The sequence below is a fragment of the Tenebrionibacter intestinalis genome (assembly GCF_016632365.1).
In the GTDB taxonomy this organism is placed as follows: domain Bacteria; phylum Pseudomonadota; class Gammaproteobacteria; order Enterobacterales; family Enterobacteriaceae; genus Tenebrionibacter; species Tenebrionibacter intestinalis.
Genome location: NZ_JAEPBH010000003.1, coordinates 67,933 through 92,675 on the forward strand (window position 1 = coordinate 67,933; position 24,743 = coordinate 92,675).

A 24,743-nucleotide genomic window follows, 5' to 3' on the forward strand; every position below is an offset into this window, starting at 1 on the left:
CGTGCTTATCTGCATTGCGGCGTACTTTACATAACGCATCAGGCAATTATTCATCTTGACAATTTATGCGCTTATTTTTACCGTTGTGAGCAATAAAAAGTTCCCTGCATTTTACATTCGCTTACATGTAAATTGCAGACTGAAACTTCTTAAAAGTTTTAGTATCTCTATCGCGCTGAGAATAGTTGTTTTACACAAGGGCCGCCACCTGATTTAAGGGGTTAATCAGACGCAGTGGCAAAAGTGGCATTAAAAAGGCATATAATACGAGGGTTAATACATGAAAGTTAAAGTTCTGTCCCTGTTGGTACCTGCGCTTTTGGTTGCCGGCAGTGTACATGCGGCCGAAATCTATAATAAAGACGGTAATAAACTGGATTTGTATGGCAAAGTGGATGCTGAGCACTATTTTTCCGATGACAACGGTTCTGACGGCGATCGGACCTATATGCGTATCGGTTTTAAAGGCGAAACTCAGGTTAACGATCAAATGACCGGCTACGGCCAGTGGGAATACCAGGTTAATGCGAACACGGATGAAAGCGTTAATAACGCCTGGACGCGCGTCGCTTTCGCGGGGCTGAAAGTTGCCGACACCGGTTCGCTGGATTATGGCCGTAACTATGGCGTCCTCTACGATGTCGCCTCATGGACGGACGTACTGCCAGAGTTTGGCGGCGATACTTACGGCGCCGATAACTTTCTTTTCAGCCGCGGCAATGGGGTGTTGACTTACCGTAACACCGATTTCTTCGGCCTGGTAGACGGACTGAATGTCGCCTTGCAGTACCAGGGAAAAAACGGTAGCGCCAGCGGTGAAGATATTACCGGGCGTAGCGTTCTCAAGCAGAACGGCGATGGTTACGGCATGTCACTGACCTATGATCTGGGCGAGGGCTTCGGCATCGGCGGCGCCATCGCCTCCTCAAAACGTACCTGGGATCAAAATAATACGCTGGCTGAGGGGAGAGGCGATCGTGCGACTGCTTACACCGGCGGCCTGAAGTATGATGCCAACAACGTCTACCTGGCGGCGATGTACACCCAGGCCTACAACGCCACACGCTTTGGCGGCTCTCACGATAGCGTCGCTTACGGTTTTGCTAATAAAGCGCAGAATTTTGAAGTGGTTGCACAGTACCAGTTCGACTTTGGCCTGCGTCCTTCTCTGGCTTACGTGCAGTCTAAGGGTAAAAACCTCGGTATCTGGGGCGACCAGGATCTGAAAAAATACGTGGATGTAGGGGCAACTTACTACTTCAACAAAAATTTCTCCACCTTTGTTGACTATCAAATCAACCTGCTGGATGACAACGATTTCACCCGTGCGGCCGGTATCGGTACTGATAACGTCGTTGCGGCAGGGGTTGTCTATCAGTTCTGATTTTCGCCTGCACGCAGCGCAAAAGACGCTTCAGGCCGAAATGCCTGGAGGATAAACCCGAAAAGTCGTTACGTTGGTTTTCGGTTACTCGACCCAAAGAGGGCAAAACTACGTTTTGCTGAGACTGCTGACAAACCCCATCCTGTCGCAGACAGGATGGGTGAATTACAAGTAAAAATAAGGAAAATCAAAGCATTGATTTTCGCCTGCTTACTACAAAGAAGGAAAAACTCCGTTTTTTCCTTCTTTGTCAATAAACTGGGCAAAACTACTTTTTGCGCTCTTTATTCTTTCGGAAAAGGGTTTTGGCCTGACGCCGGTCAGGTAAGCTTAAGCGGCTGTTCCGTTCATTCAGGGCTCGATGCCAGAGGGCTTCATCAACAGTGAACGGACAAAGCGAGCTGCAACGCCCCGTTTTGCAAACGTCTGCGAAAGCGCAAAGGTAACACCGCTTTGCGGTACGCTTACCGCCCGACCATCAGCCTATGGCCGGCCCGACATCCTGCCCCGTTTTGCCTTAGCCTGCCTTGCCTTCGCCTGCGGTTCGCCAGCGTTAGCAGGCGTCGGCAACACCACGCTGCAAGCATGGATACGTTAAAAGCGAACAGAGTTGCCGGGCAAATAAAAAGTGATGAAGTCTGCTAAGTTCGGGACTCGAAATGACATGGTTTTTCGCATTAACTGGAATGGTTAAACACGCAGACTTAACTGGCCAGCATCAGGGCTGCGGCCATTTTTTACCCATGCGCGCCGGGCGCTTTTTCAGCGCTGTAAGCCAAAACCTGCCGAGCTTCCTGCCGTAGCCCGCCGTTTTGTTGTACCCTTGCCGCGCGATGAATTTGAGGAACGCTTATGGAATTACTACGACTACGCTACGGTCTGCTGGCGGCGGTATTGCTGTTGTCAGCCTGCGATAGCGCCGCGCCGCAGGCGACAAAGCAGGCGCTGGTACTTGAAGGCAAAACAATGGGGACGTACTGGCGCGTCAGCGTGGCAGGGGTTGACAGCGCGCGGGCGCCGGCGCTTCGCAAAAAAATACAGGCGCAGCTTGATGCCGACGATCGCCTGCTGTCAACCTGGAAGCCTGACTCTGCGCTCTCGCGCTTTAACCAGTCGCGCAGTACCGCGCCCTGGCCGGTGAGTGAAGCTATGAGCGATATTGTGACAACGTCACTTAGAATTGGGCGGAAGACCGATTCGGCGATGGATATCACCATTGGCCCGCTGGTCAACCTGTGGGGGTTTGGCCCGGAAAAACAGCCGATAAATACGCCCGATCAGGCTCAGGTAGAAGCGGCGCGCGCGCTTACGGGGTTGGAGCACCTGCGTGTGATTAACAGCGCGGGCCAGCAGTGGTTGCAAAAGGATTTACCGGCGCTTTATGTCGATCTTTCTACCGTAGGAGAGGGATTTGCCGCCGATCGCCTGGCGCGGCTGATGGAGCGGGAAGGCATCAGCCGTTACCTGGTATCAGTCGGGGGCGCGGTGACCACGCGCGGCCTGAATGCCGAGGGCAGGGCCTGGCGCGTGGCCATTCAGAAGCCCACCGATCGCGAAAATGCCGCTCAGGCGATTGTTGATCTCAGCGGCCACGGTATCAGCACTTCCGGTAGCTATCGCAACTATTATGAACTGAACGGCCAGCGTATCTCACATGTGATAGATCCTACAACGGGGCGCCCGATACAGCACAGGCTGGTATCAGCGACGGTCATTGCGCCCACAGCGCTTGAAGCCGACGGCTGGGATACGGGTTTAATGGTGCTGGGTGTTGAAAAAGCTAAAAAGGTGGCGCTAAAAGAGGGGCTGGCGGTTTATCTGATCGTAAAAGAAGATAACGGCTTTACAACCTGGATGTCGCCGCAGTTTACATCTTTTCTGCTGAGCGAAAAAAATTAAAAAGCAAGAATGCGGGTTTTTGTAACCGCGTTTGCGCGCACACTGGCGGCGAATCTGAAGAGGAGGCCTGTTATGTCGTATGCTGATAATGATGAACGCCGCTGGCTGGCGGTTGAAAAGCGGGACAGGAGCAGGGACGATGAATTTGTTTATGCCGTGATCACAACCGGCGTTTATTGTCGGCCATCCTGCCGTGCGCGCCGCCCGCTGCGTCAGCATGTTCGTTTTTTTAACGATGCCGGCGCGGCTGAAGATGCGGGTTTTCGTCCCTGTAAGCGCTGCCAGCCGGATAAATCCCACCCTCACGCCGCGCAGCAGGCGAAAATCGTCCAGGCATGCCGCCTGCTGGAGGCCAGCGAAACGCCGCTCACGCTGGAGGCGCTGGCGGATAAGGTGGCAATAAGCCCTGGCTATTTCCATCGCCTGTTTAAAGCGGCCACGGGCCTTACGCCCCGGGCCTGGCAGCAGGCGCGCCGCGCCAGTAAATTGCGCGATGCGCTGAGCGGTGGGCAAAAGGTGACCCGGGCGTTGTACGACGCCGGATATGCATCCGGCAGCGTTTTTTACCAGCAGGCGGATGCGGCGCTGGGCATGACCGCGCGTCAGTTTCGCAACGGCGGAGAAGGCGTGACGGTATATTTTGCCCTCGGCCGCTGCCAGCTTGGCGAATTTTTGGTCGCTGAGAGCGAGCGCGGCGTATGCGCTATTTTGTTGGGCGATGAGCCGCAGGCGCTGGTGGCCGAGCTAACGCAAAGTTTCCCTAAAGCCAGACTGACGCCGGGCGATGCCGCATTTCAACAGCGCGTGGCGCAGGTAGTCGGCTGGCTGGAACGCCCGCAGGGAGAGTTTGCTCTGCCGCTGGATTTGCGCGGTACGGCGTTTCAGCGTGAAGTCTGGCAGGCGCTGCGCGCTATTGCGCCGGGCACAACAGTAAGCTATCAGGAACTGGCGCGCCGCATCGGCAGGCCGCGTGCGTCCCGCGCCGTGGCGGGCGCCTGCGCGGCAAACCTGCTTGCGGTGGTGGTGCCGTGCCACCGCGTGGTTCGTCAGGATGGCGGCCTGTCCGGCTATCGCTGGGGCGTGGCGCGCAAGCGTGCGCTGCTGGCGCGTGAGGCGCAGGAGGAATAACAATGCTCGATTTATTTGCTGATGAGCTTCCCTGGCGGGAAGCGCTGGCGGAGGGGGCAGTGATACTGCGCCGCTTTGCAACCCGGGAAGCCTGCGTGCTGCTTGCGCTTATTGCAGAAGTGGCGAAGCAGGCGCCGTTTCGCCGGATGGCGACGCCGGGGGGGCATACCATGTCGGTTGCCATGACTGGCTGCGGCGAACGCGGGTGGGTGAGCGATGCGCGCGGTTATCGCTACTCCCGGCTCGACCCGCAAAGCGCGTTGCCCTGGCCGCCGATGCCAAAGCCTCTGTTGCAACTGGCGAAGCGTTCGGCTGGCGAAGCGGGATATACCGGGTTCCATCCTGACGCCTGCCTGATTAACCGCTATGAGCCCGGCGCAAAGATGTCGCTGCATCAGGATCGGGATGAAAGCGACCTGCGCGCGCCGATTGTCTCTGTCTCGCTGGGGCTGCCCGCGCGCTTTCTGTTCGGGGGCGCTACGCGTACGGCACCCACGCAGCGCTGCCTGCTGGAGCACGGTGACGTGGTTGTCTGGGGCGGAGCTTCGCGTCTGTTTTATCATGGCGTTCAGCCGCTCAGGCTTGGCAATCACCCGCTAACCGGGGCATACCGTTATAATCTCACTTTCCGTGAAGCTGGTTGAAAAAGAATAAAAATAAGAATTATTCTTGCCCTCGCGAGATGGCTGATTAAACTGCTCGCTTTGTTATGCTGTCCCGGGGGATATTTGTGAAACTTCTGCTTGTTGTCTGGCGCCAGTACCGCTGGCCTTTTCTGATGGTAATGGCGCTCAGCCTTACCAGTGCTGCCCTGGGCATTGGTCTGATTGCGTTTATTAACCAGCGTTTGATAGAGACTGTTGATAAGAGCCTGAGCGTACTGCCGATTTTCCTCGGGCTACTGCTGTTGTTAATGGCGGTTACGCTGGCCTCTCAGTTGGCGCTTACGGTACTCGGTCACCATTTTGTCTACCGCCTGCGCGGTGAATTTATTAAACGTATTCTTGACACACATGTAGAACGCCTGGAACAAGTCGGTAGCGCGTCGCTGCTGGCGGGGCTGACCAGTGACGTTCGTGCCATCACCCTCGCTTTTGTTCGACTGCCTGAGCTGGTGCAGGGGGGGATTTTGACGGCGGCCTGCGCGGCTTATCTTGCCTGGCTGTCGCCGCAGATGCTGGCGGCGACGTCGGCGTGGGTGGCGGTAACGATTTTTGGCGGCTGGCTGCTGGTCTCGCGCGTATACCGGCATATGGCGACGTTACGAGAAACCGAAGACAGGCTGTATCACGACTACCAGACCGTACTGGAAGGGCGTCGTGAACTGACGCTCAACCGCGAACGCGCGGCGGATATATTTCAGAATATTTATATTCCCAACGCCCGGGAATATCGCCGCCACATTATCCGTGCCGATACGTTTCATCTTAGCGCGGTCAACTGGTCTAATATCATGATGCTTGGCGCGATTGGGCTGGTGTTCTGGATGGCGAATAGCCTGGGATGGGCCGACACCCGTGTAGCGGCAACCTATTCTTTAACGCTGCTTTTCCTGCGTACGCCGCTGTTATCGGCTGTGGGCGCGCTGCCTACGCTGCTGAGCGCTGAGGTGGCGTTTAACAAACTTAAGCGCTTTGAGCTTGCACAATATCGTGAAGGCTTTGCGCATCCCCAGGCGTCGCGTGACTGGCAAACGCTTGAGCTGCGTGATGTGCGGTTTAGCTACGGCGACGGCGGCTTCAGCGTTGGTCCGCTGAACCTGACGATAAATCGCGGCGATCTGGTTTTTCTTATTGGTGGTAACGGCAGCGGCAAGTCAACGCTGGCGATGCTGCTGACCGGGCTGTATCAGCCGGTGTCCGGCACGCTGTGTCTTGATGGCCAGCCGGTCGAGGCTAAAGATATAGAGGCCTGGCGCAGCCTGTTTTCGGCGGTGTTTACTGACGTCTGGCTGTTTGACCGCCTGATGGGCGCAGACGGGCAACAGGCCGATCCACGGCTGGTAGCGCAGTGGCTGGCGCGCCTGAAAATGGATAACAAAATAGCGCTGGATAATGGCCGCATTCTGGATCTGAAACTGTCCAAAGGGCAGAAAAAACGCGTGGCATTGCTGCTGGCAATGGCTGAGGAGCGCGATGTGGTGCTGCTGGATGAATGGGCGGCGGATCAGGATCCGCATTTTCGCCGTGAATTTTATCAGGTTCTGCTGCCGCTGATGCAGCAGATGGGGAAAACGATTTTCGCTATTAGTCATGATGACAGCTACTTTGTTCACGCCGATCGCCTGCTTGAAATGCGTGACGGGCAGCTTAGCGAACTGACGGGCGAAGAGCGCGAGCATGCCTCTCGCGACGCAGTCGCGCGCACCGGTACCTGACGGGGGGCGCAGGCACAGCTATCCTGGGGATGTCAGACCGGAGACCTTTGAGCAAGCCTCGTCATGAGGACAGGGTTTGTTTACGGTTGTGGGATCAGTCCAAACACGAGGTAATTTTCATACTACCATTACCAACATTTTTACCAGCAAAAGGGTATGGCTTCGAGTGGTTTTTAGTGAACGAAGGTAAACGTAAAAGAAAGGGTAACATCGAAGCAAATCCGGATATGTAGCGGTAATGGTTTTACCATCGTTTTACCATCAGGATAGTGAAGGCACAAAAAAACCAACCGTAAGTGGTTGGTTTTTTTGATTAAATTTGGTCGGTACGAGAGGATTTGAACCTCCGACCCCTGACACCCCATGACAGTGCGCTACCAGGCTGCGCTACGTACCGAATTGTGGGAGCCAATACTACCGGTTTCACCAGTAATTGCAAGGGGCTTTAGCCTGACTGATTTATAAATAATCAATCAGTTAGCAATAAAGCGTTTTTCATCCGTCAATACCTGCAACAGTAGGCCAAGCTGTGGGCGTTGGTCTTTAATTTCGTTGCCGTTGCGATCCCAGGTTTTGTAATTGCCGTTGTTATCCAGCACCAGCGTCATGTCTGGCGTGGTGATGGACAAGGTATTGCTGTCAGCGCCAATCACCCAATTGTTGCGGCGGCTTGCGGCAAACAGATCTTCTCCCTGAGAATAGTTGCTGACCGGCGTACGTACGCGAAGCAGCCGCTGCATTAGCGTGGCCATCACGTCCAGATGATTGGTAAGCTTATTGATGCGCTGTGCAGGTGTGCCGGGCCAGTGGATTACCAGCGGCACCTGAATGCGCGAGCGATCCCAGCCGAAACTGTTGCGCTGATGGTTGAGCGGTATGCCGTGGCTGGCGGTAATAATAACAACAACCTTATCGAGCTTGCCGCGGTTACGCAGTGTAAGAAGAATACGCTGAATCTGCTTATCCACATCCTGGGCTGCGCGTTCGTAGCGGCGGGAAAAATCGCTTTCCTTACTGCCGCTGTCAATATGCGTGCCGTTCAGGGAGATCCACGAAAACCAGCGGTTATCGTCCGCCGCATATTTATCCAGCCAGTTAATCCACTGTCCGGTCGTTTGAGCGTCGCTTTGCTGATGCGCAGGCGGCAGCGAGAAATCAGACAATAACGCCTGGCGGTAGAGCGGGTTGCTAAAGCCGTCTGAAGCAAACAAACCAAGCTGGTAACCCTGTTGGTTAAGCGCGGTAATCAGTGCAGCCGGCAGCCGGGCGGCGAGCACGCCGTCCATGTAGGTCGGCGAAATGCCGTAGAACAGACCGAATATCCCATTATCGCTACTGTTGCCGGCGCTCATATGCTGCGTGAAGCTGACGTTCTCGTCGGCAAACTGCGTTAGCGCAGGCATAGTTTGCGCCATGCGTGAATAATTCAGGCCATCAACGGTAATCAGCAGCACATTATAATCGTTGCCAGTATCGCCGTAACTGAGCTCGCCTAATGGATACTGTACAGCCAGCGCTTCCGGATTGCCCTGTTCCACCAGCCGACGCTGGTACTCCTGTCCATCCAGCAGGCCGTGTTTTTCAAGGAAACGGCGCGCAGTCATAGGGTAGGAGAGCGGCAGGTTGGCGCGCTGCATGGTAATGGGGCGATAGAAATTGGCATCGGCCCAGATATACATCAGGTGGCTGCTGAAAAAAGCAACAATGAAAAGCGCCACCAGCGGTCGGGCGTAGCAACTGCGGCGGCTCAGGCTGCGCTGCTTTTGCCAGCTCCAGGTGGCGAACAACATTTCGACCAGGAAAATGACCGGCACGCTGATAAACATAAGCTGCCAGTCGCGCGCCATTTCGCTGTGGACGGGGTTAATCACCAGTTCCCAGACGAGGGGATTGAGGTGCAGATGGAAGCGTGTGAACACTTCGCTGTCAATCAGCAGAAGCGTCATTCCGGCGGTAGCGAACGCCGCCGAGAGAAAGCGCATCAGGCGCTGCGACATAACGATAAACGTTAGTGGAAACAGCACCAGCAAATAGGCGGCAAAGACCAGGAAACTAAAATGCCCGATCAGGCTGAACCAGGAATAAATCCGGCCCGCCAGCGTGGCGGGCCAGTCGGCGACTAACAGATATCGGCTGCCCAGTAGCATGGCGACCAGGATATTAAACAGGGCGAACCAGTGCCCCCAGCCGATCATGCGGGAGACTTTTTCGCGGTAGCGCTGACGGTTAGTCACCATATTTCGTAAACATTATTCCTTAGTGCGCTTGCTCATCGTTGACAGAAGCCTGGAGGGCATCGGCGAAAGAACGGGCCAGCAAACTGCGCTGCGCCGCAGAAACATGGGTGTTGATTAAATGGGTGACCATATTACCCAGCACCATCAGCGAGAGATCGGTCGGCGCCTTGTGTTTTTCCAGGACTTCGACCAGCTCTGTCAGCAGGGTTTCAACGCGTTCGTCACTGTAGCGGGATGTTTGCGGCATAAAAATCAATATCACTTTGTGTCATGAAAGGGCGATATCTTACCGTAGCAGACGTTGCTTTTCCGCTTTTTTATCACCTGTTGCGTGCAACGTACAGTGCTACCGATACGTTTAAAGCGTAAAAGTAAGCCGACTGGCCCGTACGGCGGGTTGACGATAGCGCAAAGCCTCATTGGCGATGCTTAGCTGTGGGACTTATGTATAATACCGGCCAGTCTAAAAGGAGAGTTTATCATGAGTCTGGAAATCAACCAGATAGCCTTACATCAGTTAATCAAACGCGATGAACAGACGCTGGAACTGGTACTGCGTGATTCGCTGTTACAGCCTGGCCCGGCGGTTGATGACATGATGGCGGAGCTGCATCGCGTCTACAGCGCCAAAAATAAGGCGTACGGCCTGTTTAGCGACGAGAGCGAACTTGCCGAGGCGCTGCGCCTGTGCCGTAAAGGCGAAGACGATTTTCTTGGCTTCAGCCGGGCGGCTACCGGGCGTCTGCGTGATGAACTGGCGAAGTATCCCTTTGCTGATGGCGGTATTGTGCTGTTCTGCCATTATCGTTATCTGGCGGTAGAGTATCTGTTGGTCGCGGTGCTTAATAATCTCAGCAGCATGCGTGTGAATGAGCAGCTTGATATCAGCGCCACTCACTATCTGGATATCAATCACGCCGATATCGTGGCGCGTATCGATCTGACAGAATGGGAAACGAATCCGCAATCAACCCGCTACCTCACTTTCCTCAAAGGGCGTGTCGGGCGCAAAGTAGCGGATTTTTTTATGGATTTCCTCGGCGCCAGCGAGGGGCTGGATACAAAAGCCCAGAACCGCGGCCTGCTTCAGGCGCTGGATGACTACACCGCCGAAGCGCAGCTTGATAAGCATGAGCGCCAGAATGTGCGCCAGCAGGTCTATAGCTACTGCACCGGGCAACTACAGGCAGGCGAGGAGATTGCGCTTTCTTCATTGTCTGAAGAATTGCCGAGCTTTGGCGAACAGAGTTTTCAGGAATTTACTGCCGTGCAGGGGTATGAACTGGAAGAGCGCTTTCCGGCAGATCGCAGTACGCTGCGCCAGTTAACGAAATACGCGGGTAGCGGCGGCGGTCTGACTATCAATTTTGACGCCATGCTGTTGGGCGAGCGTATTTTCTGGGATCCGGCGACAGATACGCTGACGATTAAAGGCACGCCGCCCAATCTGCGCGATCAGTTGCAGCGCCGCGCGTCCGGCACCAGCCGCTGAAGCTTGTGCAACCGGCTTGTTACAGCCATAAAAAACGCCGCGTTATGCGGCGGTTTTATAACTAAAGTCGCGATTACGCGCGAATAAAGTCGATGTGAGTCACTTTTGGCTTGAACGGGTGACGCTGCACCGCCTGGACTTTCACTTTTTCTTCTTTGCCCGCGACGTTGATTATCAGAACGTCAGAGTAGAAAGCTTCTTCTTTCTGAACGTTGATAACGGCATCGTGGGACAGCTCGATAGCAACCGGCTCAGCGTTGCCGCCGTAGATGATTGCCGGGAACTTGTTAGCTGCGCGCAGGCGGCGGCTCGCACCCTTACCCTGCTCTTTACGGACTTCTGCGTTAAAAGTAAACATTGACTTCTCTCTTAAAAATAGAAGCCTGCTACAGGCGACCCAGCAGCAGGCGAAGATTCTGCTCTGCGGATGCAAAGCGGGCGACATTATAGCCGTAACGGGCGGTTACGGCAACCGCCGTCATGCTTACCGGCGCATAGCGAGCGGTAAAAATAGTCTAAGGCGTATATTTGCCGTTGGCATAATAGCCGTCCGCGCTGGCGTCAGTTGAGTTTATCGCTTGCGCAGAGAAGATCTTTTTGAGAAATATCCCGATCGGCGGCGATAAACAATTCCCGACATTCTCCGTTGGGGGAGAACAGTCTGGCGATCATTATTTGCATTTCCCTTATTTCGCCGTTGGGGTAATGCTCCTGCACGGTGGTTGCTTCGTCAGGCACCGTGCGCACCGTGGCGGGACGCGCGTTAAAAAATACCAGCACTTTTTTCATCGTTATGTCGCCTGAAGATATTGCGCCGGTTTGCCCGGTCATTATTACCTGAAAACGGCGCCGTTTTCAGTTGACCCCCGTGACGGGCTGTTGTGAAAAGAATAACTTTGCTTTATTAAAACCGGGCCGGATGGCCAGCATATTCGACTTGCAAAAAATACATTTTGCGCCGAAAGGATTATTAGCAGATATATCAAAAGCTGACGTTCGGTATTGTGAACCGTGACAGCGGGGACATCTGAAATGTAAATGAAGGCTGGACACGATATTACAGCACAACCACATTGACGGCTGACGGGCCTTTCTGGCCGGCTTCTACCGAATATGTTACCCGCTGGCCTTCAGCAAGCGTGCGAAAAGCATCGCTTTGAATAGCGGAGTAGTGCACAAACACGTCGGTACTGCCATCCTGTGGCGCGATAAAGCCAAACCCTTTGCTTTCGTTAAACCATTTTACGGTGCCGATGATTTTATCAGACATATTTTTTACCTTTTAAATGAAATTGATGAAGCGGCAGTCTGCATTCGCCATTGAATTATTGCGTGATAAAAGAAGCGGTTGCTCAAAAGAGGAGGAGATAGAAGACAAATCCGCCGGAGATGAGGACGACTTAATAACAGACGTGTTAATTAATGTGTTTATCAGACCTGCCCTATCAGTTACGCACAGAAAATTGCTTTAAGCAAGCGAAATGTTTTTTATTCAGATAACAGGCTGAAATTGTCATTCACGCAGGGAAGAAAAAATAAAACGAGCTATTTGTAAAATAACCTTGTACGCTGACCGGAATTATTTAAAAAAGGCATGCTTATGCAGAACAGAAAAAAAACGCAACAGGGGCCGTTCCTGACAGGAATTAGCTGCCCGCAATGTTCCCGGATTTCCGAACATAGCACCATCCGGATTAATAAAAAGAAAACGCTGCTTTGCCCCTTCTGCAACACCTTTATTCCTCCCGTAACGCCTGCAGTAAACCGCCCGAATATGCCGGCCTACAGAAAGCGAAATGCCTGAAAACAAATCAAACATGTTTTGATTGCCCGGAATTGATAAATATGCCTGCGATGCGAGACGAAACGCCCGGCTGTTGCGCGCTGGCGCAGAGCGGCCGGAAACAACCGCGCGACCGCTGCGGGCCTTGACGCGTTGCCAGGCCGTATTAACCGCGTAGTTCATTAGCGCGGCGAAAGCGGCCCTGATAATCGAAAATTTTCTCACGCACCTGCCACCATGCCCCCTTTTTGCGCGCGACCACAAAATCAGGGTGGCGCAGCGCCGGCTGTAGCGCCGCCACGTCGGCAAGCGTTACCCAGCGCAGCGGGACGCCGGGAGCGCGGCTGTGCGGGCGGATAAAAAGTTGCTCAAACGCGGTGCGCTGAGCGGAGGTGCGCGCGCGAAAACGCTCGCTGACGTCGGCGCCGTCCTCGTCATAATAGGTAACCTTAAGCCACGGGCCTTTTTCATCCGCGCCGTGCGTAAGCGTCATACCGCTACAGCGCAGTACCAACGCGTCTTTCAGCTTCAGCGCCGCTTTCAGCATATCGTCAGGATCGACCAGTACCAGGCCGCACTGGCGGCAGCGGCGGGCGGCAATGTCGTTTTCAGCATGGCAGTTTGGGCAGTTTTTAAAGCGAAAGCGGTAGTCGCACTGTTCGCGGCTGCCGTCATCTTCCTCAAACCAGCCCTGGCAGCGGCGCCCATAGTGCTCGATGATAGCGCCCTCGGCAGTGGTTTTACCCCAGAACGTATTAGCGAAACCGCAGGCGGGACAGAAGACCTGAACTGGCGCGTTGTCCCGGCTTTGACGCGGACTGCCCACTTCCGGGGTGTAAATATCGTGCGGGTTGCCGGCGTAGTCCAGGATCAGACAGTTTTCTTTGTCCGGCGCCAGGCGTAATCCGCGGCCAATAATTTGCTGGTACAGACTGACGGATTCGGTCGGGCGCAGGATAGCGATAAGATCCACGTGCGGCGCATCAAAGCCGGTAGTCAGTACAGAGACGTTGACCAGAAAGCGGCAGCGCTGCTGTTTAAACGCCGCGATCAGGGCATCGCGCTCGGGGCCTGGCGTGTCGCCTGTGATCAGGGCCGCCTCGCCGATGGGAAGCAAACCAGTGATTTCGCGCGCGTGCTCAACGGTTGCGGCAAAAATCATTGCCCCGCGCCGCCTGGCGGCAAACTCGACAATCTGGCTGACGATATGCGGCGTAATACGCTTTTGTCGTTTCAGTTCGCGGTTAAGTTCCGCTTCGCTGAACAGAGCGTTTTCCCGCGCCTGCAGGCGGCTGAAGTCATACTGTACCACAGGCATATCAAGACGTTCCGGCGGCGTTAGCCAGCGATTCTTAATCATATAGCGCAGCGGCAGTTCATAAATGCAGTCGCGAAACAGCGCGCTGTCGTCGCCGCGTACCATTCCGTGGTAGTGATACTGGTAAATCCAGCCCTTACCAAGGCGCCAGGGCGTGGCGGTTAGCCCCAGCAGCCGCAGGGCCGGGTTATTGTTTTTTAAACAGGCGAGAATTTGCTGGTACTGGCTATCTTTGTCATCGCTGATGCGGTGACATTCGTCGATAATCACCAGCGAAAAGGCGCCGCTGAAGTGCTCCGGGTTACGCGCCACCGACTGCACGCTGCCAAACACTACTTTACCGTGGCGCTCTTTGCGCTGGAGTCCGGCAGCGTAGATATCCGCTTCAAGGCCCAGCGCGCAATATTTTGCGTGATTTTGCGCCACCAGCTCTTTGACGTGCGCCAATACCAGCACGCGCCCACGCGCAAGCCGCGCCAGTTCAGCGATCACAATACTTTTACCGGCCCCGGTGGGCAGTACGATAACGGCGGGATCGTGACGCTTGCGGAAGTAGCTTAGCGTGGCTTCAACCGCTTCTTTCTGATAGGGACGCAGGCTAAACGGCATGGCAGGTGACGGGCGAGAGATACATGGCGCTATTATGGCATGAATTAAAAGCTTTTTCCCCTCACGCCAGGCCGCTATACTTAGCGCGGCTCCTCCCATTATTTATCTCGATCCCGGTCGAAACTTCAGTACAGACAGGCATAATACTTCATGCGACTTGATAAATTTATCGCCCGGCAGCTTGGCATTAGTCGTGCCATTGCAGGTCGGGAAATCCGCGCCCGCCGGATTACGGTTGATGGCGAAATCGTGCGCGACAGCGCGTTTAAACTGCGACCTGAACACGAGGTGGCGTTTGACGGCAACGCGCTGGCGCAGCAGGACGGCCCGCGCTATTTCATGCTCAACAAGCCGCAGGGGTATGTGTGTTCAACCGACGATCCGGATAACCCCACTATCCTTTATTTTATTGATGAACCCGTCGCGCATGAGCTTCATGCCGCAGGTCGGTTGGATATGGATACGACCGGGCTGGTGTTGCTGACCGATGATGGCCAGTGGTCTCACCGCATCACTTCGCCGCGCCATCGCTGTGAAAAAACCTATCGCGTCGGGCTGGCGTTGCCGGTGGCGAGCGATACGGCAGAACAGTTTGCGCGGGGTATCCAGCTAAACAATGAAAAAGCGCGGACGCTACCGGCGCGCCTGGAGGTGTTAACGCCCACAGACGTACGCCTGACCATCAGCGAAGGGCGTTACCACCAGGTCAAACGCATGTTTGCCGCTATAGGCAATCATGTGGTAACGCTGCATCGCGAGCGCATTGGGGCGATTGTACTCAATGCCGACCTTGGCCCCGGTGAATACCGGCCCCTCACTGAGGAAGAAATCGCAAGCGTTGGCGCTGTGCTACGTTAATCCGGGAGGTTTTGTGACAAACAGACGCCATTCCCCGCTGGGGGTCGTCTTTATTCTTGGCTTGCTGGCAATGCTGATGCCGCTGTCTATCGATATGTACTTGCCCGCGCTGCCGGTGATTGCCCGCGACTTCGCCGTAGAGGCGGGTAGCGCGCAGATGACGCTTAGCGCCTACATTTTCGGCTTTGCCATCGGGCAGTTATTTTATGGTCCGCTGGCGGACAGCCTTGGGCGTAAGTCGGTGATACTCGGCGGCACGCTGGTGTTTATGCTGGCGGCAGTGGCCTGCGCGCTGTCGCAAACTATTGGTATGCTGATTGTGATGCGCCTGCTGCACGGCCTGGCGGCGGCGGCGGCCAGCGTCGTTATCAACGCTCTGATGCGCGATCTGTACGCTAAAGAGGAGTTCTCGCGCATGATGTCTTACATGATGCTGATTACTATTCTCGCGCCGCTGATAGCGCCTGTTGTCGGCGGGGCGGTGATGACATGGTTTAGCTGGCATGTCATTTTCTGGATACTGGCCGCAGCCGCGCTATTAGCCTCGCTGATGATTACCTTTCTGATTCAGGAAACGTTGCCGGTAGAAAAGCGCCAGCCGCTGCATCTTGTAACGACGCTCAGGAATTTCGCCACGCTGTTTCGTCACACGCGCGTACTGAGCTATATGTTGGCAAGCGGCTTTAGTTTTGCGGGCATGTTTTCGTTTCTGAGCGCCGGGCCGTTTGTGTATATCGAACTTAACCACGTTCCGGCTCAGCACTTTGGCTATTACTTTGCGCTGAATATCGTCTTTTTGTTCATAATGACAATGATAAACGGCCGCTTTGTGCGTCGGGTGGGGCCGCTGGCAATGTTCCGTACCGGGCTTATTTTGCAGTTTCTGACAGGGCTGTGGCTGGTTGTCGCTACCGCGCTTGGACTGGGGTTCTGGTCGCTGGTGCTGGGGGTGGCGGTGTTTATTGGCTGTGTATCAATGGTGGCCTCCAACGCGATGGCGGTCATCCTTGATGCGTTTCCCCATATGGCCGGTACCGCTTCGTCGCTGGCGGGCACGCTACGCTTTGGCACTGGCGCGATTTGCGCAACCTTACTGTCGATGATAACGCTGAATACAGCCTGGCCGATGGTGATAGCCATTGCGCTTTGCGCCACCTGTTCTTTGTTTTTTTGCCTCTACGCCAGCCGCCCGCGCCGTGCGCGCTGAAAATAATACGCTTTACTGATAACCTCCTGACGCCTGGTCTTCATAGCGGCCTGTATATTCAGGCCGGAAGATTGATTCGGCTGGCGCGGCGCAAACGCGTAAGGATAAGTAAAGCAGGGGGCTTTATAACGTTAAGAAGGATTGCGTCAGACATTGAACGTTATGGAAGCGGCGGCTTTGCGGGTAATGAATACCCTGTCAGCTCATCCCTGCGCTTCGTACGGCAAACGCGTTTTTTCTGATTCTCCATAAGAGAATGCTCCTCTTTATGTGCGATGATTCCTGGGTTATGCGGCATGTAACTCTCTTTTCGGAACGCGCCTGCGCTTAAATGTTTTTAATTTGTAAATGCATGGATAATAAAAATGGCGGTTACATGTTGAAAAAAGTTGAGTTGGATCTCATAAAGAGGTAATTTCTCGCCCGGTAGCCTAAGCAATCGGGCTTTTTATTCGAAAATTAAACAAAATAGCGTCAGGGAACAGGTACAGAAGGTTATCGGCCGTCTATTTCAATAAAAATATAATACTGACCTGACGTTAAAGGACTATTTGCTTTGGACATGCCCGGGGAAAAAATTTTGAACACACTACCGCTTTCGGTTGTACACCGGTTGCCGCAGGGCTACCGCCGCACAGCAAAACAATCAGGCTTTCATGTTGAACCGATTCCGCCGGGCGTCCGGTGTGAAGAAAATTGCCTTGTTGGGCTAAAGCTGCTTAGCCCCGCAGGTGAAGGGGCCTGGACAATTATTCGCAGACTGAGCCAGGCCCTCAGCGACATCGATGTGGAAAGCGCCGTGCTGGAGTGTGACGGCGGGCCGTGTCTGTTTGTCTGCTGTCGTGACGAATGCACCGCCACCTGCCATCTGAAAAATTTCGGTGTCGCCATCGCGGAAACCTTCTCTCTTACTCGCCCGTTTTAAAGGGGTTACGTCAGCGCAAGTCGCTGACGGGTATAGATGGAAGCCGGGCGTTCAAACACCTGGCGGCACTCTCCCTGCTCAATAACTTCGCCCCGGCGCAGTACTTTTGCCTGGCGGCGCTGCGAACGCACTCCCTGTAAATCATGGCTAATGAACACACAGGCCAGACGGTGTCTGGCCTGAGACTGCTGACAAACCCCATCCTGTCGCAGACGGGATGGATGAAATTCAATAAAAAATAAGGAAAATCAATGCATTGATTTTCGCCTGCTTACCACAAAGAAGGAAAAACCCCGTTTTTACCTTCTTTGTCAACAAACTGAGGCCAGACGGTGTCTGGCCTGAAGCGTTTTTAACAGACTCAGGATCTGCGCCTGTACCGGGCGGTCAGGCGAAGAGGGGAGCATCCCGTATAAGCACTCCGCGGTGGCAGAAAGCGCGCTCTGGCTTTGTCGGCTGCTCGCGGCAGCGCCGGGTTAGGCGTAAAGCAGGCGTCATAAAGTAGCACTGCCAGGCGATGAAATAAATGCCGCCTGTGCGTTGCCGCTTTCCCGGCGGCGCAGTTGCATCAGCGTCAGCGGGCGGCTAAACCAGTAACCCTGAAGGTAGTTAACGCCGCGATCGATAAGCCATTTGGCCTGCTCGGCATTTTCCACGCCTTCGGCCACTGTGGTCATATTGAGGCGTTCGGCCAGCATCAATACCGCGTCGAGTACCGGCGCGGTGACGGTATCCTGACCAATAGCGTTAACGAATCCTCTGTCAATTTTCAGATAGTCGAACTGGAAACGCTCAAGGTAGATAAGCGCGCTGTGGCCGGTGCCAAAGTCATCGATAGCAATTTCAAATCCCTGCCGGTGTAGCCAGTCAAACAGCGCCGGGGCTTCTTCGCCTTTGAGCATATCGCGCTCGGTGATTTCCAACACTATCTGAAAATGACCTTTCGGCAGCGAGGCGCTAAAGCGAAGAATATCATCTTTAAATGCTGGCGAGTGCAGGTGTCCCGGCGCAAGGTTTATGCCAAGACGCGTGCCTTCAGGCAATAGTGTACAAAGCGTTGGAGCGTCGGCGGCGATAAGTTCAAACAGATGTCGGGTCAGCGGGGCTATCAGGTTTTGCGCTTCCGCGAAGCTAATAAAAGCGTCGGGCGGGATTGTCCCGGCGCTGGGGTGCTGCCAGCGCAGCAGAACCTCCACCCCGGCGGTTTTCAGACTTTTTGCCTCAACGATCGGCTGGTAGACGGGATAAAACTGGCCGCGGTTAATGCCGGTAAGAATCTCTTTTCCGCTACGCTGGCGCAAAGAAAACACCCCGCCGCACGTCAGCCCGAATGCAAGGCCGCAGCCGAGACCCACCAGCGCGGCAAGCGCAATTTCTTCCCATGTCCAGCCGCTGACAAACAGCCAGACGGAGACGGGATAACCGGGAAGCGTAATTTTGCGCGTTGGCGTCATTTTCAGCGACTTTACCGGTATAACATGCGGCGAAAAGGTTGCAAGCGCGTTATCGCCAATAATCAGCGCCGCGTCGGCGAGCGTGTGCTGGCGCGTGGTATAAAGCAGATAAGGCGACAGGTTTATATTGAGCGTGGCAAATACGCCGCGATGGTGTGAATCGGGGTTGCGGTACCATATGGCGATAGCGGGTTTTGTAGGCAGCATGGGCGTACCGCTAAGCAGAGCGAGGCTGAGATCTTTTCCTGGATCGAGTTCAGGCATGATTTCATGGAGATTTTCTTGCATATCGCCAGTGGCGGAGGAGCAGTAGACAATGCCGTCGCGCACGAGTAACAACGCCCGAATATGGACATTAAAGGCGGCTTTATAGGTAAGCTGAGCGGAGGCCTGATGGCAGGGTTTGTCGGTAAGGGGCATAACGGCGTTTGCCGTTATGCTGATATCGTTAAAGAAAGCGCGCATGTAATTTTGAATATCGCGCGTCAGCGCATTGTAATTTGCCTGTCGCTCATGCCGCAGCCACAGACAGGTCGCGCCGCCTGTCAGCAATGCGCACAGCAGGCCGAGTAAAATACTTGCTAACAGTATGCGTTTAGACGTGGAAAAGGAGCGTGAAAAAATCGTTGTCGATGACATGGTGAATTCATTTCCTTTGCTTTAGCGCCGGAAAACGCGTCTGTTTAATAAAGCAGCGGAGTGATTAAGTTGTTATTAATCGATTTCACAGGCCGCCTGATAATAAAAAAACGCTGCGGGGCAGCGTTTTTACTTCAACTATTCATCCATGAGGCATTACAGGGATTACAACTGTTTTAAGAGCGATCCAGAACCCGACGCGCCGTATTGTAGCGCTTATTCCAGTATGGTTCGCTGAGTTTAGAAATCATGACGCCGCTGCTGGTCGATGCGTGAACGAACTGATCGTTGCCAATATAGATACCAATATGGCGGCCGGTTGAACCCGCCCGGAAAAGTATCAAATCGCCAGTGCGTAATTTACCGCGGGAAACAAATTTACCTGAAGTTTGCTGCCCGCTGGTTGAGCGGGGAAGTTCAAGACCAAACTGATCGCGAAAGGTGCGTTGTACGAATGCGGAACAATCAATACCTTTTTTCGTACTGCCGCCAAAGCGATAGCGAACGCCTTTCCATGCGGCATACTGGTCCATAAGCCTGGATTTAATATCCAGATTTTGCACCATATTTTCGAATTCATCCTGAGATGCCTGAAGCAATAAACCGCTATTATTGCTGGGGCCATACAGACCCGCGTGGTCATGATTGGCGGTATTCGTCGAGCTACAGGCTGAAAGTACGGTTGCTATTGCTACAGTGGGCAGCGCACGTAAAATATATCTCAAAATTGGCTGAGATTTGACCATTGCGTTTATAATCCCTTGATGTCCTTAACGATAAAACGATAAATATCGTTATTAAAATGCCAAACGCGGCTGAGGGTAATTATCCTCATGTTTTAAGACAATTCCTGATATTTAAAAATGTGGATTAGCGCACGTTTTTAAATTCGGCAGTCTTTGCGCTACAGGCGCATAAACGGGGGAAAGAGTACCCGATAGCCTTCGTTATGGCGAGCACTTTTAGGGGAAATCTTTATTAGAAATTGTCATGGCGTAAGTCAAAATGTTACTAACAATCTGCGTTGTTTAATGCTCTGTTATGCGGCGGCGGGTTAATTTATAATCAGTCAGAGCGGCGTTTATTCCGCGTTATATTCCGGATAAAGCCGGAATATAAACAGGGTATTTTCAGCTCTGCGATGAATTAGATATGGGTTATTTGTTTGTGTTTTCCCGGAAGCGCGGCATTTAATCCGTCAATCAGCCTGTCGCTTAGTGGCGTAATGAGTATCCAGGGCAAACCTACCAGAACAACGGACAGCGAGCCGTTGAACACGTCCGTAAACCAGTGCGCGCCGATCATTATGCGTGGAAGCGCGAAAACCGCCACAATGGCCAGGGCGAGAGTAAACGCCGTTTTGCCAAAGTAACGCAGCATGAAACCGGAAAATATCATCAGCATCATACCGTGGTCGCCCGGATAGCAGTCGCGCGAGGCGTCTTTGGTAGGAAAATGCAGTAAATCGCTTACGCGATAAATGTCGTTTAACGTATGCGTCGGACTGGGACGCACTACCGGCAGAACGTGTCCGACCTGGTTAAGGACAATCGCGCTGAGCAGCATAACGACGCCCATAATAACAATACGGCGCCTGCCCTCGGGCGTCTCGTGCCACCAGTACCACAGCATCAATAACCCCATGCACAGCAGCGAGCAGCCGTCAAAGGCGCGATTGTTGGTAATGGCGAGAAACATTGCAAAAGCGTAGTTGCCCGCCAGCGCGTTATTAAAAAAGCGAAAAACGCCAACGTCTGCCGGCATCCAGAATCCGTGGCCCGGCGGCCAGTACCAGGAGAGAAAAAGTACGATACCTGTAAAATTAAGCAGCAGTATCAGCGCCAGGCGTGAGCGGGTCATGGAGTCCTCTGTTAACAACGGTTGGGAGAGGACGCAACAGTAATCCTCTCAGGATAAACGTAAATTCAACAGCGCTATTTGTAGCGCATTCCAGTCGCACCCGGTACGGTGAATCAGCTCAATACGGCTGTCTGGCGGCGAGCCGGGCAGCGTTTCGATATGAAAATCGGCGCCCTGTCGGTTAACCCTTACCAGGCCTTCAGGAATGCGCATTACGCCCTTTACCCGCTCCGCCGGCGCCAGCCGCGCCCATTCCAGTAGGCCAACGGTATCAAAAACCGTGTCGGCATCAAAAATCCAGCCGCAGGCGTAGTGCCCCTGACCGCTGTTCAGGCTGCGCCGCCAGCGCTGATGTTCAGGTAAGCTTAATGCCGCCAGCCCACGGGCGGCTGTAAGGTTGTGAGCGTGCGCGGCGCTGGCGTTAAGCACATGTTGATTACGCCGTGGTTGATCAAGCAACTTGCCCTCAACCTGCCCGTGACTGACGGTGACCGTTTCACGCTCTGCCTGATTTATGCTAAGCCAGCTTTGCAGCGCTGCGCGGCTGGCATCATTCTGGCGGTCGGATTTGTTAAGCACAATAATGTCGGCGACTGCGAGCTGGGCGAGGAAGTTTTCATCACTGCAATAGCGTTCCTGCATAAGCTGTTCCGGGTCGAGCAAGGTAAGCGTAGCGCGTAAATCGATCCACGGCGTATAAATTTCAGCAGTGAGCATATCAAGGATCTGTTTAGGGTGACCCAGGCCGGTAGGTTCAATCAACAGCCGGTCAGGCTTGCCCTGACGCAGCAGCGTGTTAAGGCCTACCTGCATTGGCAGGCCGTTGACGCAGCACATACAGCCGCCGGGGATCTCTTTTAGCAGCGCGCCGCTGTCCGCCAGCAGCGCGCCGTCGATGCCTGCCTCGCCAAACTCATTGACCAGCACCGCCCACTTTTCACTGGCGGGTTTGCTTGCCAGAAGGTGGCGGATAGTGGTGGTTTTGCCACTGCCAAGAAAACCGGTAATCAGGTTTGTTTTTGTCACGGATGCTCCGGGTTGTCGCCCCTGAGGGGGCAGAGGGATCTATCCTTGCGAAAAAATGCGAAAAAGAAAAGAGCGCCCGATGCGCGCGGGCGCGGTAATGAGATTCTTCTGCTAACCGTTACGCTACGCCGTACTGATACCGGGCGCGCCAGTCCTGCCTGTACACGGATAAAACAGGCGCTGTGGGCAAGGCTGTCAGCGAACATCCATAATGAACAGGCCTTGTTTTCGCGCTTCACTGTCAGCGCGTTCGCGAGCGTTTGTCGGCCGCGCGTAAAAAGTGAGTAAGGTTCGTCGCCCGCAGAATTATTCCGCGCGCCCCATATAGCGGCGTTCGGCGATGTGAATACGGATTTTCTCTGCGGCGCTCAGGTATTCCGGCACCTGAATGACCAGCCCCGTGGACAGAGTGGCGGGTTTAGTGCGCGAGCTGGCGGATGCGCCTTTGATGCCCGGCGCGGTTTCGACTATCGTTAAATCCACTGTCTGCGGTAGCTCAAGCGCCAGCACCTGGCCGTCCCATGTCAATACCTGAATGCCCGGCATGCCGCCTTCGGGAATGAACTGTAGTTCATCGGCAATCTGGTCGTGGGTAAAGCTGTAGGGCGTGTAATCTTCATCGTCCATAAACACATATTCGCTGCCGTCAACGTAGGAGAAGGTGACGGCGCGGCGGGAGAGCACGATGGTATCCAGGATGTCGTCGCCTTTAAAGCGCTCTTCCACCTTCAGGCCTGTGCGAACGTCGGAAAAACGCATTTTATAGAGCGTAGCCGCGCCGCGGGCGCTCGGCGCCTGGATATCAATATCTTTTACCAGCAGTAGCTTACCGTTGTAGTTAATGGCCATACCGCGTTTAATTTCGTTAGCTCTTGGCATGATTAATCCTGTAGAAATATGAGGAGAGCGAATATCGCGTCAAGGTACCCGCGCACGGGGCCACAGGCAAGTCTTTTCCCGCGCCGGCGCATAGCCAAAAATTGCTGGTCAGCCGTTACGTTGCCTGCCAGAATCAACGTTTTCGCTATCCGCAGAGAGCATTATGGAATGCCGGCCTGACTGCGGCGCCTGCTGTACCGCGCCGTCTATTACCAGCGCTATTCCGGGTATGCCGCACGGCAAACCGGCCAATGTCCCGTGTGTGCAGCTCGATGCGCGTCAGCGCTGCAGGCTGTTTGGTTCGCCGCAGCGCCCGGCGGTATGCGCCGGGCTTCAGCCCACGCGAGAGATGTGCGGCGACGCCAGAGCGCAGGCAATGGCGTATTTAATTCACCTTGAAGCGCTGACTGCGCCCTGAACTTCGCGGATCGCCCACAGGCACCACGCGGTCACGGCGATCATGACTAGCGCAATCCAGAAGACCGTATGGTAATTCCAGATTTCCGCTACCACGCCTGCCAGCGATCCGGCAATAATCCAACCGACGCGGGTTGTATTGGTGTAAAGCGTGGTTGCCGCGCCTGCCTGTCCGGGCATCAAATCCTGAAAGTAGAGCATGCCGATACCGGCAAGGATGCCGATATAAACCGCGTTCAGCACCTGTAACGCCAGCAGCAGCGCGGTATGGCGCGCCGTCAACATACCGGTATAAAACAGCAGGCCGCTCGCCAGCGCCACGCGCAACAAAAAGCGTTTGCCGAAGCGGCGCGCGTAATAACCCGCAATCAGCATTGTTGGGATCTCCAGCCCGGCGGCGGTACCCATCATTACGCCCGCCAGTTTTTCTGGCAGGTGCAGTTCGTGAATGATGTAGAGCGGCATATTAATAATGTAAAGGCTGTTGGTGCCCCACATCATAGTACAGGCAATAAACAGCAACAGCGCGTCGCGGCGGTTGCGGCGCGGCGCTTCGGCAACGGCCCCCGCCGCCAGCGGCGCTTTGCGCATTGAGGGTAAAAAGAGGCGCACGACCAGCGCGCAGACCACAAATGCCGCCGCTGCGTTCAGGTACATTGCCGTAAAGCCGAATCCCAGCGCCAGCGCATAGGCCAGCGGCGGGCCGACTACCCATGCCAGCGAGACCTGGGCGCGCAGAATTGAGCTGAACATGACCGCCTCGCGGCCCGTTTGCTCGGCGTGTTCACGGGCCAGCGCAAACATCTGCGGGTTGGCGGTGGAGCCGAAGCTGCTAAGAAATACGCCCGCGAACAGCAGCACAAAGTAGTTGCGATTCCAGGCAAACAGCAAACAGGCCAGCACACCCAGCAGGCAGCAGACGACAATCAGGCTTTTACGATCGCCCCTGCGATCTGAATGACCGGCCAGAAACTGGCTGACCAGAATGCCGATAACGGCGCTGCCGGTAAAAAAGAAGCCGACCATTGCCGGACGGGCGTGAACTTCCTCACTCAGAAACAGGCTCAGGGTAGGCGTTTGCAGAGCGCCGGCGATGCCGGTAAGGAAGGCCACCAGCAGGAAGGCTGCCGAGGTGAAACTGGAGGCGCGGGGGCGCGGTGCGGTAGAGTCAGCGTGCATGAGAAACCATTGGCGAATAGAGAGAACGCGCGCAGTTTACGCGCGTTAAAGTTAAATACATAGCGCTAATGG

At 54.5% G+C, this 24,743-nt stretch carries 24 protein-coding genes, 1 tRNA gene and 1 pseudogene; 11 read left to right on the forward strand and 15 right to left on the reverse strand.

What is annotated here, in order from left to right; all coding sequences use genetic code 11:
* The first annotated feature begins 280 nt into the window (after positions 1-280).
* The 5 genes from JJB97_RS01985 to JJB97_RS02005 all read left to right on the forward strand — a co-directional run bounded on the left by JJB97_RS01985 (position 281) and on the right by JJB97_RS02005 (position 6,788).
* The gene (locus JJB97_RS01985) at positions 281-1,384 is read left to right on the forward strand and encodes a porin OmpC (RefSeq protein WP_238712131.1); all 1,104 of its coding nucleotides are present in this window, start codon (positions 281-283) and stop codon (positions 1,382-1,384) included.
* A gap of 852 nt (positions 1,385-2,236) precedes the next feature.
* On the forward strand, positions 2,237-3,283 hold the full coding sequence (gene apbE, locus JJB97_RS01990; protein WP_238712132.1) for an FAD:protein FMN transferase ApbE: 1,047 nt from the start codon (positions 2,237-2,239) through the stop codon (positions 3,281-3,283).
* A gap of 72 nt (positions 3,284-3,355) precedes the next feature.
* Positions 3,356-4,411, forward strand: coding sequence for a bifunctional DNA-binding transcriptional regulator/O6-methylguanine-DNA methyltransferase Ada (gene ada / locus JJB97_RS01995; protein ID WP_238712133.1), 1,056 nt, complete (start codon positions 3,356-3,358; stop codon positions 4,409-4,411).
* A 2-nt stretch (positions 4,412-4,413) separates the two neighbouring features.
* Complete coding sequence (gene alkB / locus JJB97_RS02000; RefSeq protein WP_238712134.1) at positions 4,414-5,055, forward strand: DNA oxidative demethylase AlkB; 642 nt, start codon at positions 4,414-4,416, stop codon at positions 5,053-5,055.
* An 86-nt stretch (positions 5,056-5,141) separates the two neighbouring features.
* Entirely contained in the window at positions 5,142-6,788 is a 1,647-nt protein-coding gene (locus tag JJB97_RS02005) for a multidrug ABC transporter permease/ATP-binding protein (protein ID WP_238712135.1), read from the forward strand.
* A 320-nt stretch (positions 6,789-7,108) separates the two neighbouring features.
* Here the strand turns inward: JJB97_RS02005 and JJB97_RS02010 are convergent.
* The 3 genes from JJB97_RS02010 to JJB97_RS02020 form a co-directional block, all read right to left on the reverse strand.
* Positions 7,109-7,185 (reverse strand) — tRNA-Pro (locus tag JJB97_RS02010).
* Between the two features lie 76 nt (positions 7,186-7,261).
* Positions 7,262-9,025: an LPS biosynthesis-modulating metalloenzyme YejM gene (gene yejM / locus JJB97_RS02015; protein WP_238712136.1), complete on the reverse strand. Its 1,764-nt coding sequence runs from the start codon at positions 9,023-9,025 to the stop codon at positions 7,262-7,264.
* A gap of 19 nt (positions 9,026-9,044) precedes the next feature.
* Positions 9,045-9,272 carry a YejL family protein gene (locus tag JJB97_RS02020; protein ID WP_238712137.1) on the reverse strand — a complete coding sequence of 76 codons (228 nt, stop codon included), beginning with the start codon at positions 9,270-9,272 and terminating at the stop codon, positions 9,045-9,047.
* A gap of 234 nt (positions 9,273-9,506) precedes the next feature.
* Between JJB97_RS02020 and yejK the strand changes: the two genes are divergently transcribed.
* The gene (gene yejK / locus JJB97_RS02025) at positions 9,507-10,517 is read left to right on the forward strand and encodes a nucleoid-associated protein YejK (RefSeq protein WP_238712138.1); all 1,011 of its coding nucleotides are present in this window, start codon (positions 9,507-9,509) and stop codon (positions 10,515-10,517) included.
* A gap of 73 nt (positions 10,518-10,590) precedes the next feature.
* On the opposite strand, the gene rplY is transcribed toward yejK, so the two are convergent.
* From rplY to cspE, 4 genes are all read right to left on the reverse strand, one after another.
* Positions 10,591-10,875, reverse strand: coding sequence for a 50S ribosomal protein L25 (gene rplY / locus JJB97_RS02030; RefSeq protein WP_238712139.1), 285 nt, complete (start codon positions 10,873-10,875; stop codon positions 10,591-10,593).
* A gap of 203 nt (positions 10,876-11,078) precedes the next feature.
* On the reverse strand, positions 11,079-11,348 hold the full coding sequence (locus JJB97_RS02035) for a hypothetical protein (RefSeq protein ID WP_238712140.1): 270 nt from the start codon (positions 11,346-11,348) through the stop codon (positions 11,079-11,081).
* A 24-nt stretch (positions 11,349-11,372) separates the two neighbouring features.
* On the reverse strand, positions 11,373-11,591 hold the full coding sequence (gene ymcF / locus JJB97_RS02040; protein WP_238712141.1) for a cold shock small protein YmcF: 219 nt from the start codon (positions 11,589-11,591) through the stop codon (positions 11,373-11,375).
* Positions 11,575-11,787, reverse strand: coding sequence for a transcription antiterminator/RNA stability regulator CspE (gene cspE / locus JJB97_RS02045; protein ID WP_238712142.1), 213 nt, complete (start codon positions 11,785-11,787; stop codon positions 11,575-11,577). The genes ymcF and cspE overlap by 17 nt, the downstream gene beginning before the upstream one ends.
* Before the next feature lie 330 nt (positions 11,788-12,117).
* Here cspE and JJB97_RS02050 point away from each other — a divergent pair, with 330 nt between their 5' ends.
* The gene (locus JJB97_RS02050) at positions 12,118-12,321 is read left to right on the forward strand and encodes a YnfU family zinc-binding protein (protein WP_238712143.1); all 204 of its coding nucleotides are present in this window, start codon (positions 12,118-12,120) and stop codon (positions 12,319-12,321) included.
* Positions 12,322-12,466: 145 nt separating this feature from the next.
* Here JJB97_RS02050 and JJB97_RS02055 read toward each other — a convergent pair whose 3' ends face one another.
* The gene (locus JJB97_RS02055) at positions 12,467-14,227 is read right to left on the reverse strand and encodes a DEAD/DEAH box helicase (RefSeq protein WP_238712192.1); all 1,761 of its coding nucleotides are present in this window, start codon (positions 14,225-14,227) and stop codon (positions 12,467-12,469) included.
* A 150-nt stretch (positions 14,228-14,377) separates the two neighbouring features.
* On the opposite strand from JJB97_RS02055, the gene rsuA reads away from it, so the two are divergent.
* The 3 genes from rsuA (at position 14,378) to JJB97_RS02070 (ending at position 17,217) form a co-directional block, all read left to right on the forward strand.
* Entirely contained in the window at positions 14,378-15,085 is a 708-nt protein-coding gene (gene rsuA, locus JJB97_RS02060; RefSeq protein WP_238712144.1) for a 16S rRNA pseudouridine(516) synthase RsuA, read from the forward strand.
* Positions 15,086-15,098: 13 nt separating this feature from the next.
* Positions 15,099-16,292 carry a Bcr/CflA family multidrug efflux MFS transporter gene (locus JJB97_RS02065; RefSeq protein WP_238712145.1) on the forward strand — a complete coding sequence of 398 codons (1,194 nt, stop codon included), beginning with the start codon at positions 15,099-15,101 and terminating at the stop codon, positions 16,290-16,292.
* Between the two features lie 580 nt (positions 16,293-16,872).
* Positions 16,873-17,217 carry a YejG family protein gene (locus JJB97_RS02070; RefSeq protein ID WP_238712146.1) on the forward strand — a complete coding sequence of 115 codons (345 nt, stop codon included), beginning with the start codon at positions 16,873-16,875 and terminating at the stop codon, positions 17,215-17,217.
* Positions 17,218-17,222: 5 nt separating this feature from the next.
* Here the strand turns inward: JJB97_RS02070 and JJB97_RS02075 are convergent.
* The 6 genes and pseudogenes from JJB97_RS02075 to yeiP all read right to left on the reverse strand — a co-directional run.
* A pseudogene (locus tag JJB97_RS02075) lies at positions 17,223-17,399 on the reverse strand (microcin ABC transporter ATP-binding protein); the annotation flags it as partial.
* Positions 17,400-17,711: 312 nt separating this feature from the next.
* Positions 17,712-19,310, reverse strand: coding sequence for a cyclic di-GMP phosphodiesterase (locus JJB97_RS02080; RefSeq protein WP_238712147.1), 1,599 nt, complete (start codon positions 19,308-19,310; stop codon positions 17,712-17,714).
* Between the two features lie 176 nt (positions 19,311-19,486).
* Complete coding sequence (gene mepS, locus JJB97_RS02085; RefSeq protein WP_238712148.1) at positions 19,487-20,056, reverse strand: bifunctional murein DD-endopeptidase/murein LD-carboxypeptidase; 570 nt, start codon at positions 20,054-20,056, stop codon at positions 19,487-19,489.
* Positions 20,057-20,456: 400 nt separating this feature from the next.
* The gene (locus JJB97_RS02090) at positions 20,457-21,170 is read right to left on the reverse strand and encodes a phosphatase PAP2 family protein (protein WP_238712149.1); all 714 of its coding nucleotides are present in this window, start codon (positions 21,168-21,170) and stop codon (positions 20,457-20,459) included.
* 48 nt (positions 21,171-21,218) lie between these two features.
* Positions 21,219-22,196 carry a CobW family GTP-binding protein gene (locus JJB97_RS02095; RefSeq protein WP_238712150.1) on the reverse strand — a complete coding sequence of 326 codons (978 nt, stop codon included), beginning with the start codon at positions 22,194-22,196 and terminating at the stop codon, positions 21,219-21,221.
* 306 nt (positions 22,197-22,502) lie between these two features.
* Positions 22,503-23,075 (reverse strand): elongation factor P-like protein YeiP, encoded by a 573-nt coding sequence (gene yeiP, locus JJB97_RS02100; protein ID WP_238712151.1) that lies wholly within the window; start codon positions 23,073-23,075, stop codon positions 22,503-22,505.
* A gap of 163 nt (positions 23,076-23,238) precedes the next feature.
* Between yeiP and JJB97_RS02105 the strand changes: the two genes are divergently transcribed.
* Positions 23,239-23,493 (forward strand): YkgJ family cysteine cluster protein, encoded by a 255-nt coding sequence (locus tag JJB97_RS02105; protein WP_238712152.1) that lies wholly within the window; start codon positions 23,239-23,241, stop codon positions 23,491-23,493.
* Here JJB97_RS02105 and setB read toward each other — a convergent pair.
* Positions 23,466-24,671, reverse strand: coding sequence for a sugar efflux transporter SetB (gene setB, locus JJB97_RS02110; protein ID WP_238712153.1), 1,206 nt, complete (start codon positions 24,669-24,671; stop codon positions 23,466-23,468). The two genes, JJB97_RS02105 and setB, sit on opposite strands and share 28 nt — an antisense overlap.
* Positions 24,672-24,743: the final 72 nt, after the last annotated feature.

What these genes read in the sequence shown, in the direction of transcription:
- JJB97_RS01985 (WP_238712131.1), top strand. Translation starts at nt 281, where the DNA reads ATGAAAGTTAAAGTTCTGTCCCTGTTGGTACCTGCGCTTTTGGTTGCC.
- apbE (WP_238712132.1), top strand. Translation starts at nt 2,237, where the DNA reads ATGGAATTACTACGACTACGCTACGGTCTGCTGGCGGCGGTATTGCTG.
- ada (WP_238712133.1), top strand. Translation starts at nt 3,356, where the DNA reads ATGTCGTATGCTGATAATGATGAACGCCGCTGGCTGGCGGTTGAAAAG.
- alkB (WP_238712134.1), top strand. Translation starts at nt 4,414, where the DNA reads ATGCTCGATTTATTTGCTGATGAGCTTCCCTGGCGGGAAGCGCTGGCG.
- yejM (WP_238712136.1), bottom strand. Translation starts at nt 9,025, where the DNA reads ATGGTGACTAACCGTCAGCGCTACCGCGAAAAAGTCTCCCGCATGATC.
- JJB97_RS02020 (WP_238712137.1), bottom strand. Translation starts at nt 9,272, where the DNA reads ATGCCGCAAACATCCCGCTACAGTGACGAACGCGTTGAAACCCTGCTG.
- yejK (WP_238712138.1), top strand. Translation starts at nt 9,507, where the DNA reads ATGAGTCTGGAAATCAACCAGATAGCCTTACATCAGTTAATCAAACGC.
- rplY (WP_238712139.1), bottom strand. Translation starts at nt 10,875, where the DNA reads ATGTTTACTTTTAACGCAGAAGTCCGTAAAGAGCAGGGTAAGGGTGCG.
- JJB97_RS02035 (WP_238712140.1), bottom strand. Translation starts at nt 11,348, where the DNA reads ATGACCGGGCAAACCGGCGCAATATCTTCAGGCGACATAACGATGAAA.
- ymcF (WP_238712141.1), bottom strand. Translation starts at nt 11,591, where the DNA reads ATGTGGTTGTGCTGTAATATCGTGTCCAGCCTTCATTTACATTTCAGA.
- cspE (WP_238712142.1), bottom strand. Translation starts at nt 11,787, where the DNA reads ATGTCTGATAAAATCATCGGCACCGTAAAATGGTTTAACGAAAGCAAA.
- JJB97_RS02050 (WP_238712143.1), top strand. Translation starts at nt 12,118, where the DNA reads ATGCAGAACAGAAAAAAAACGCAACAGGGGCCGTTCCTGACAGGAATT.
- JJB97_RS02055 (WP_238712192.1), bottom strand. Translation starts at nt 14,227, where the DNA reads ATGCCGTTTAGCCTGCGTCCCTATCAGAAAGAAGCGGTTGAAGCCACG.
- rsuA (WP_238712144.1), top strand. Translation starts at nt 14,378, where the DNA reads ATGCGACTTGATAAATTTATCGCCCGGCAGCTTGGCATTAGTCGTGCC.
- JJB97_RS02080 (WP_238712147.1), bottom strand. Translation starts at nt 19,310, where the DNA reads ATGTCATCGACAACGATTTTTTCACGCTCCTTTTCCACGTCTAAACGC.
- mepS (WP_238712148.1), bottom strand. Translation starts at nt 20,056, where the DNA reads ATGGTCAAATCTCAGCCAATTTTGAGATATATTTTACGTGCGCTGCCC.
- JJB97_RS02090 (WP_238712149.1), bottom strand. Translation starts at nt 21,170, where the DNA reads ATGACCCGCTCACGCCTGGCGCTGATACTGCTGCTTAATTTTACAGGT.
- yeiP (WP_238712151.1), bottom strand. Translation starts at nt 23,075, where the DNA reads ATGCCAAGAGCTAACGAAATTAAACGCGGTATGGCCATTAACTACAAC.
- JJB97_RS02105 (WP_238712152.1), top strand. Translation starts at nt 23,239, where the DNA reads ATGGAATGCCGGCCTGACTGCGGCGCCTGCTGTACCGCGCCGTCTATT.
- setB (WP_238712153.1), bottom strand. Translation starts at nt 24,671, where the DNA reads ATGCACGCTGACTCTACCGCACCGCGCCCCCGCGCCTCCAGTTTCACC.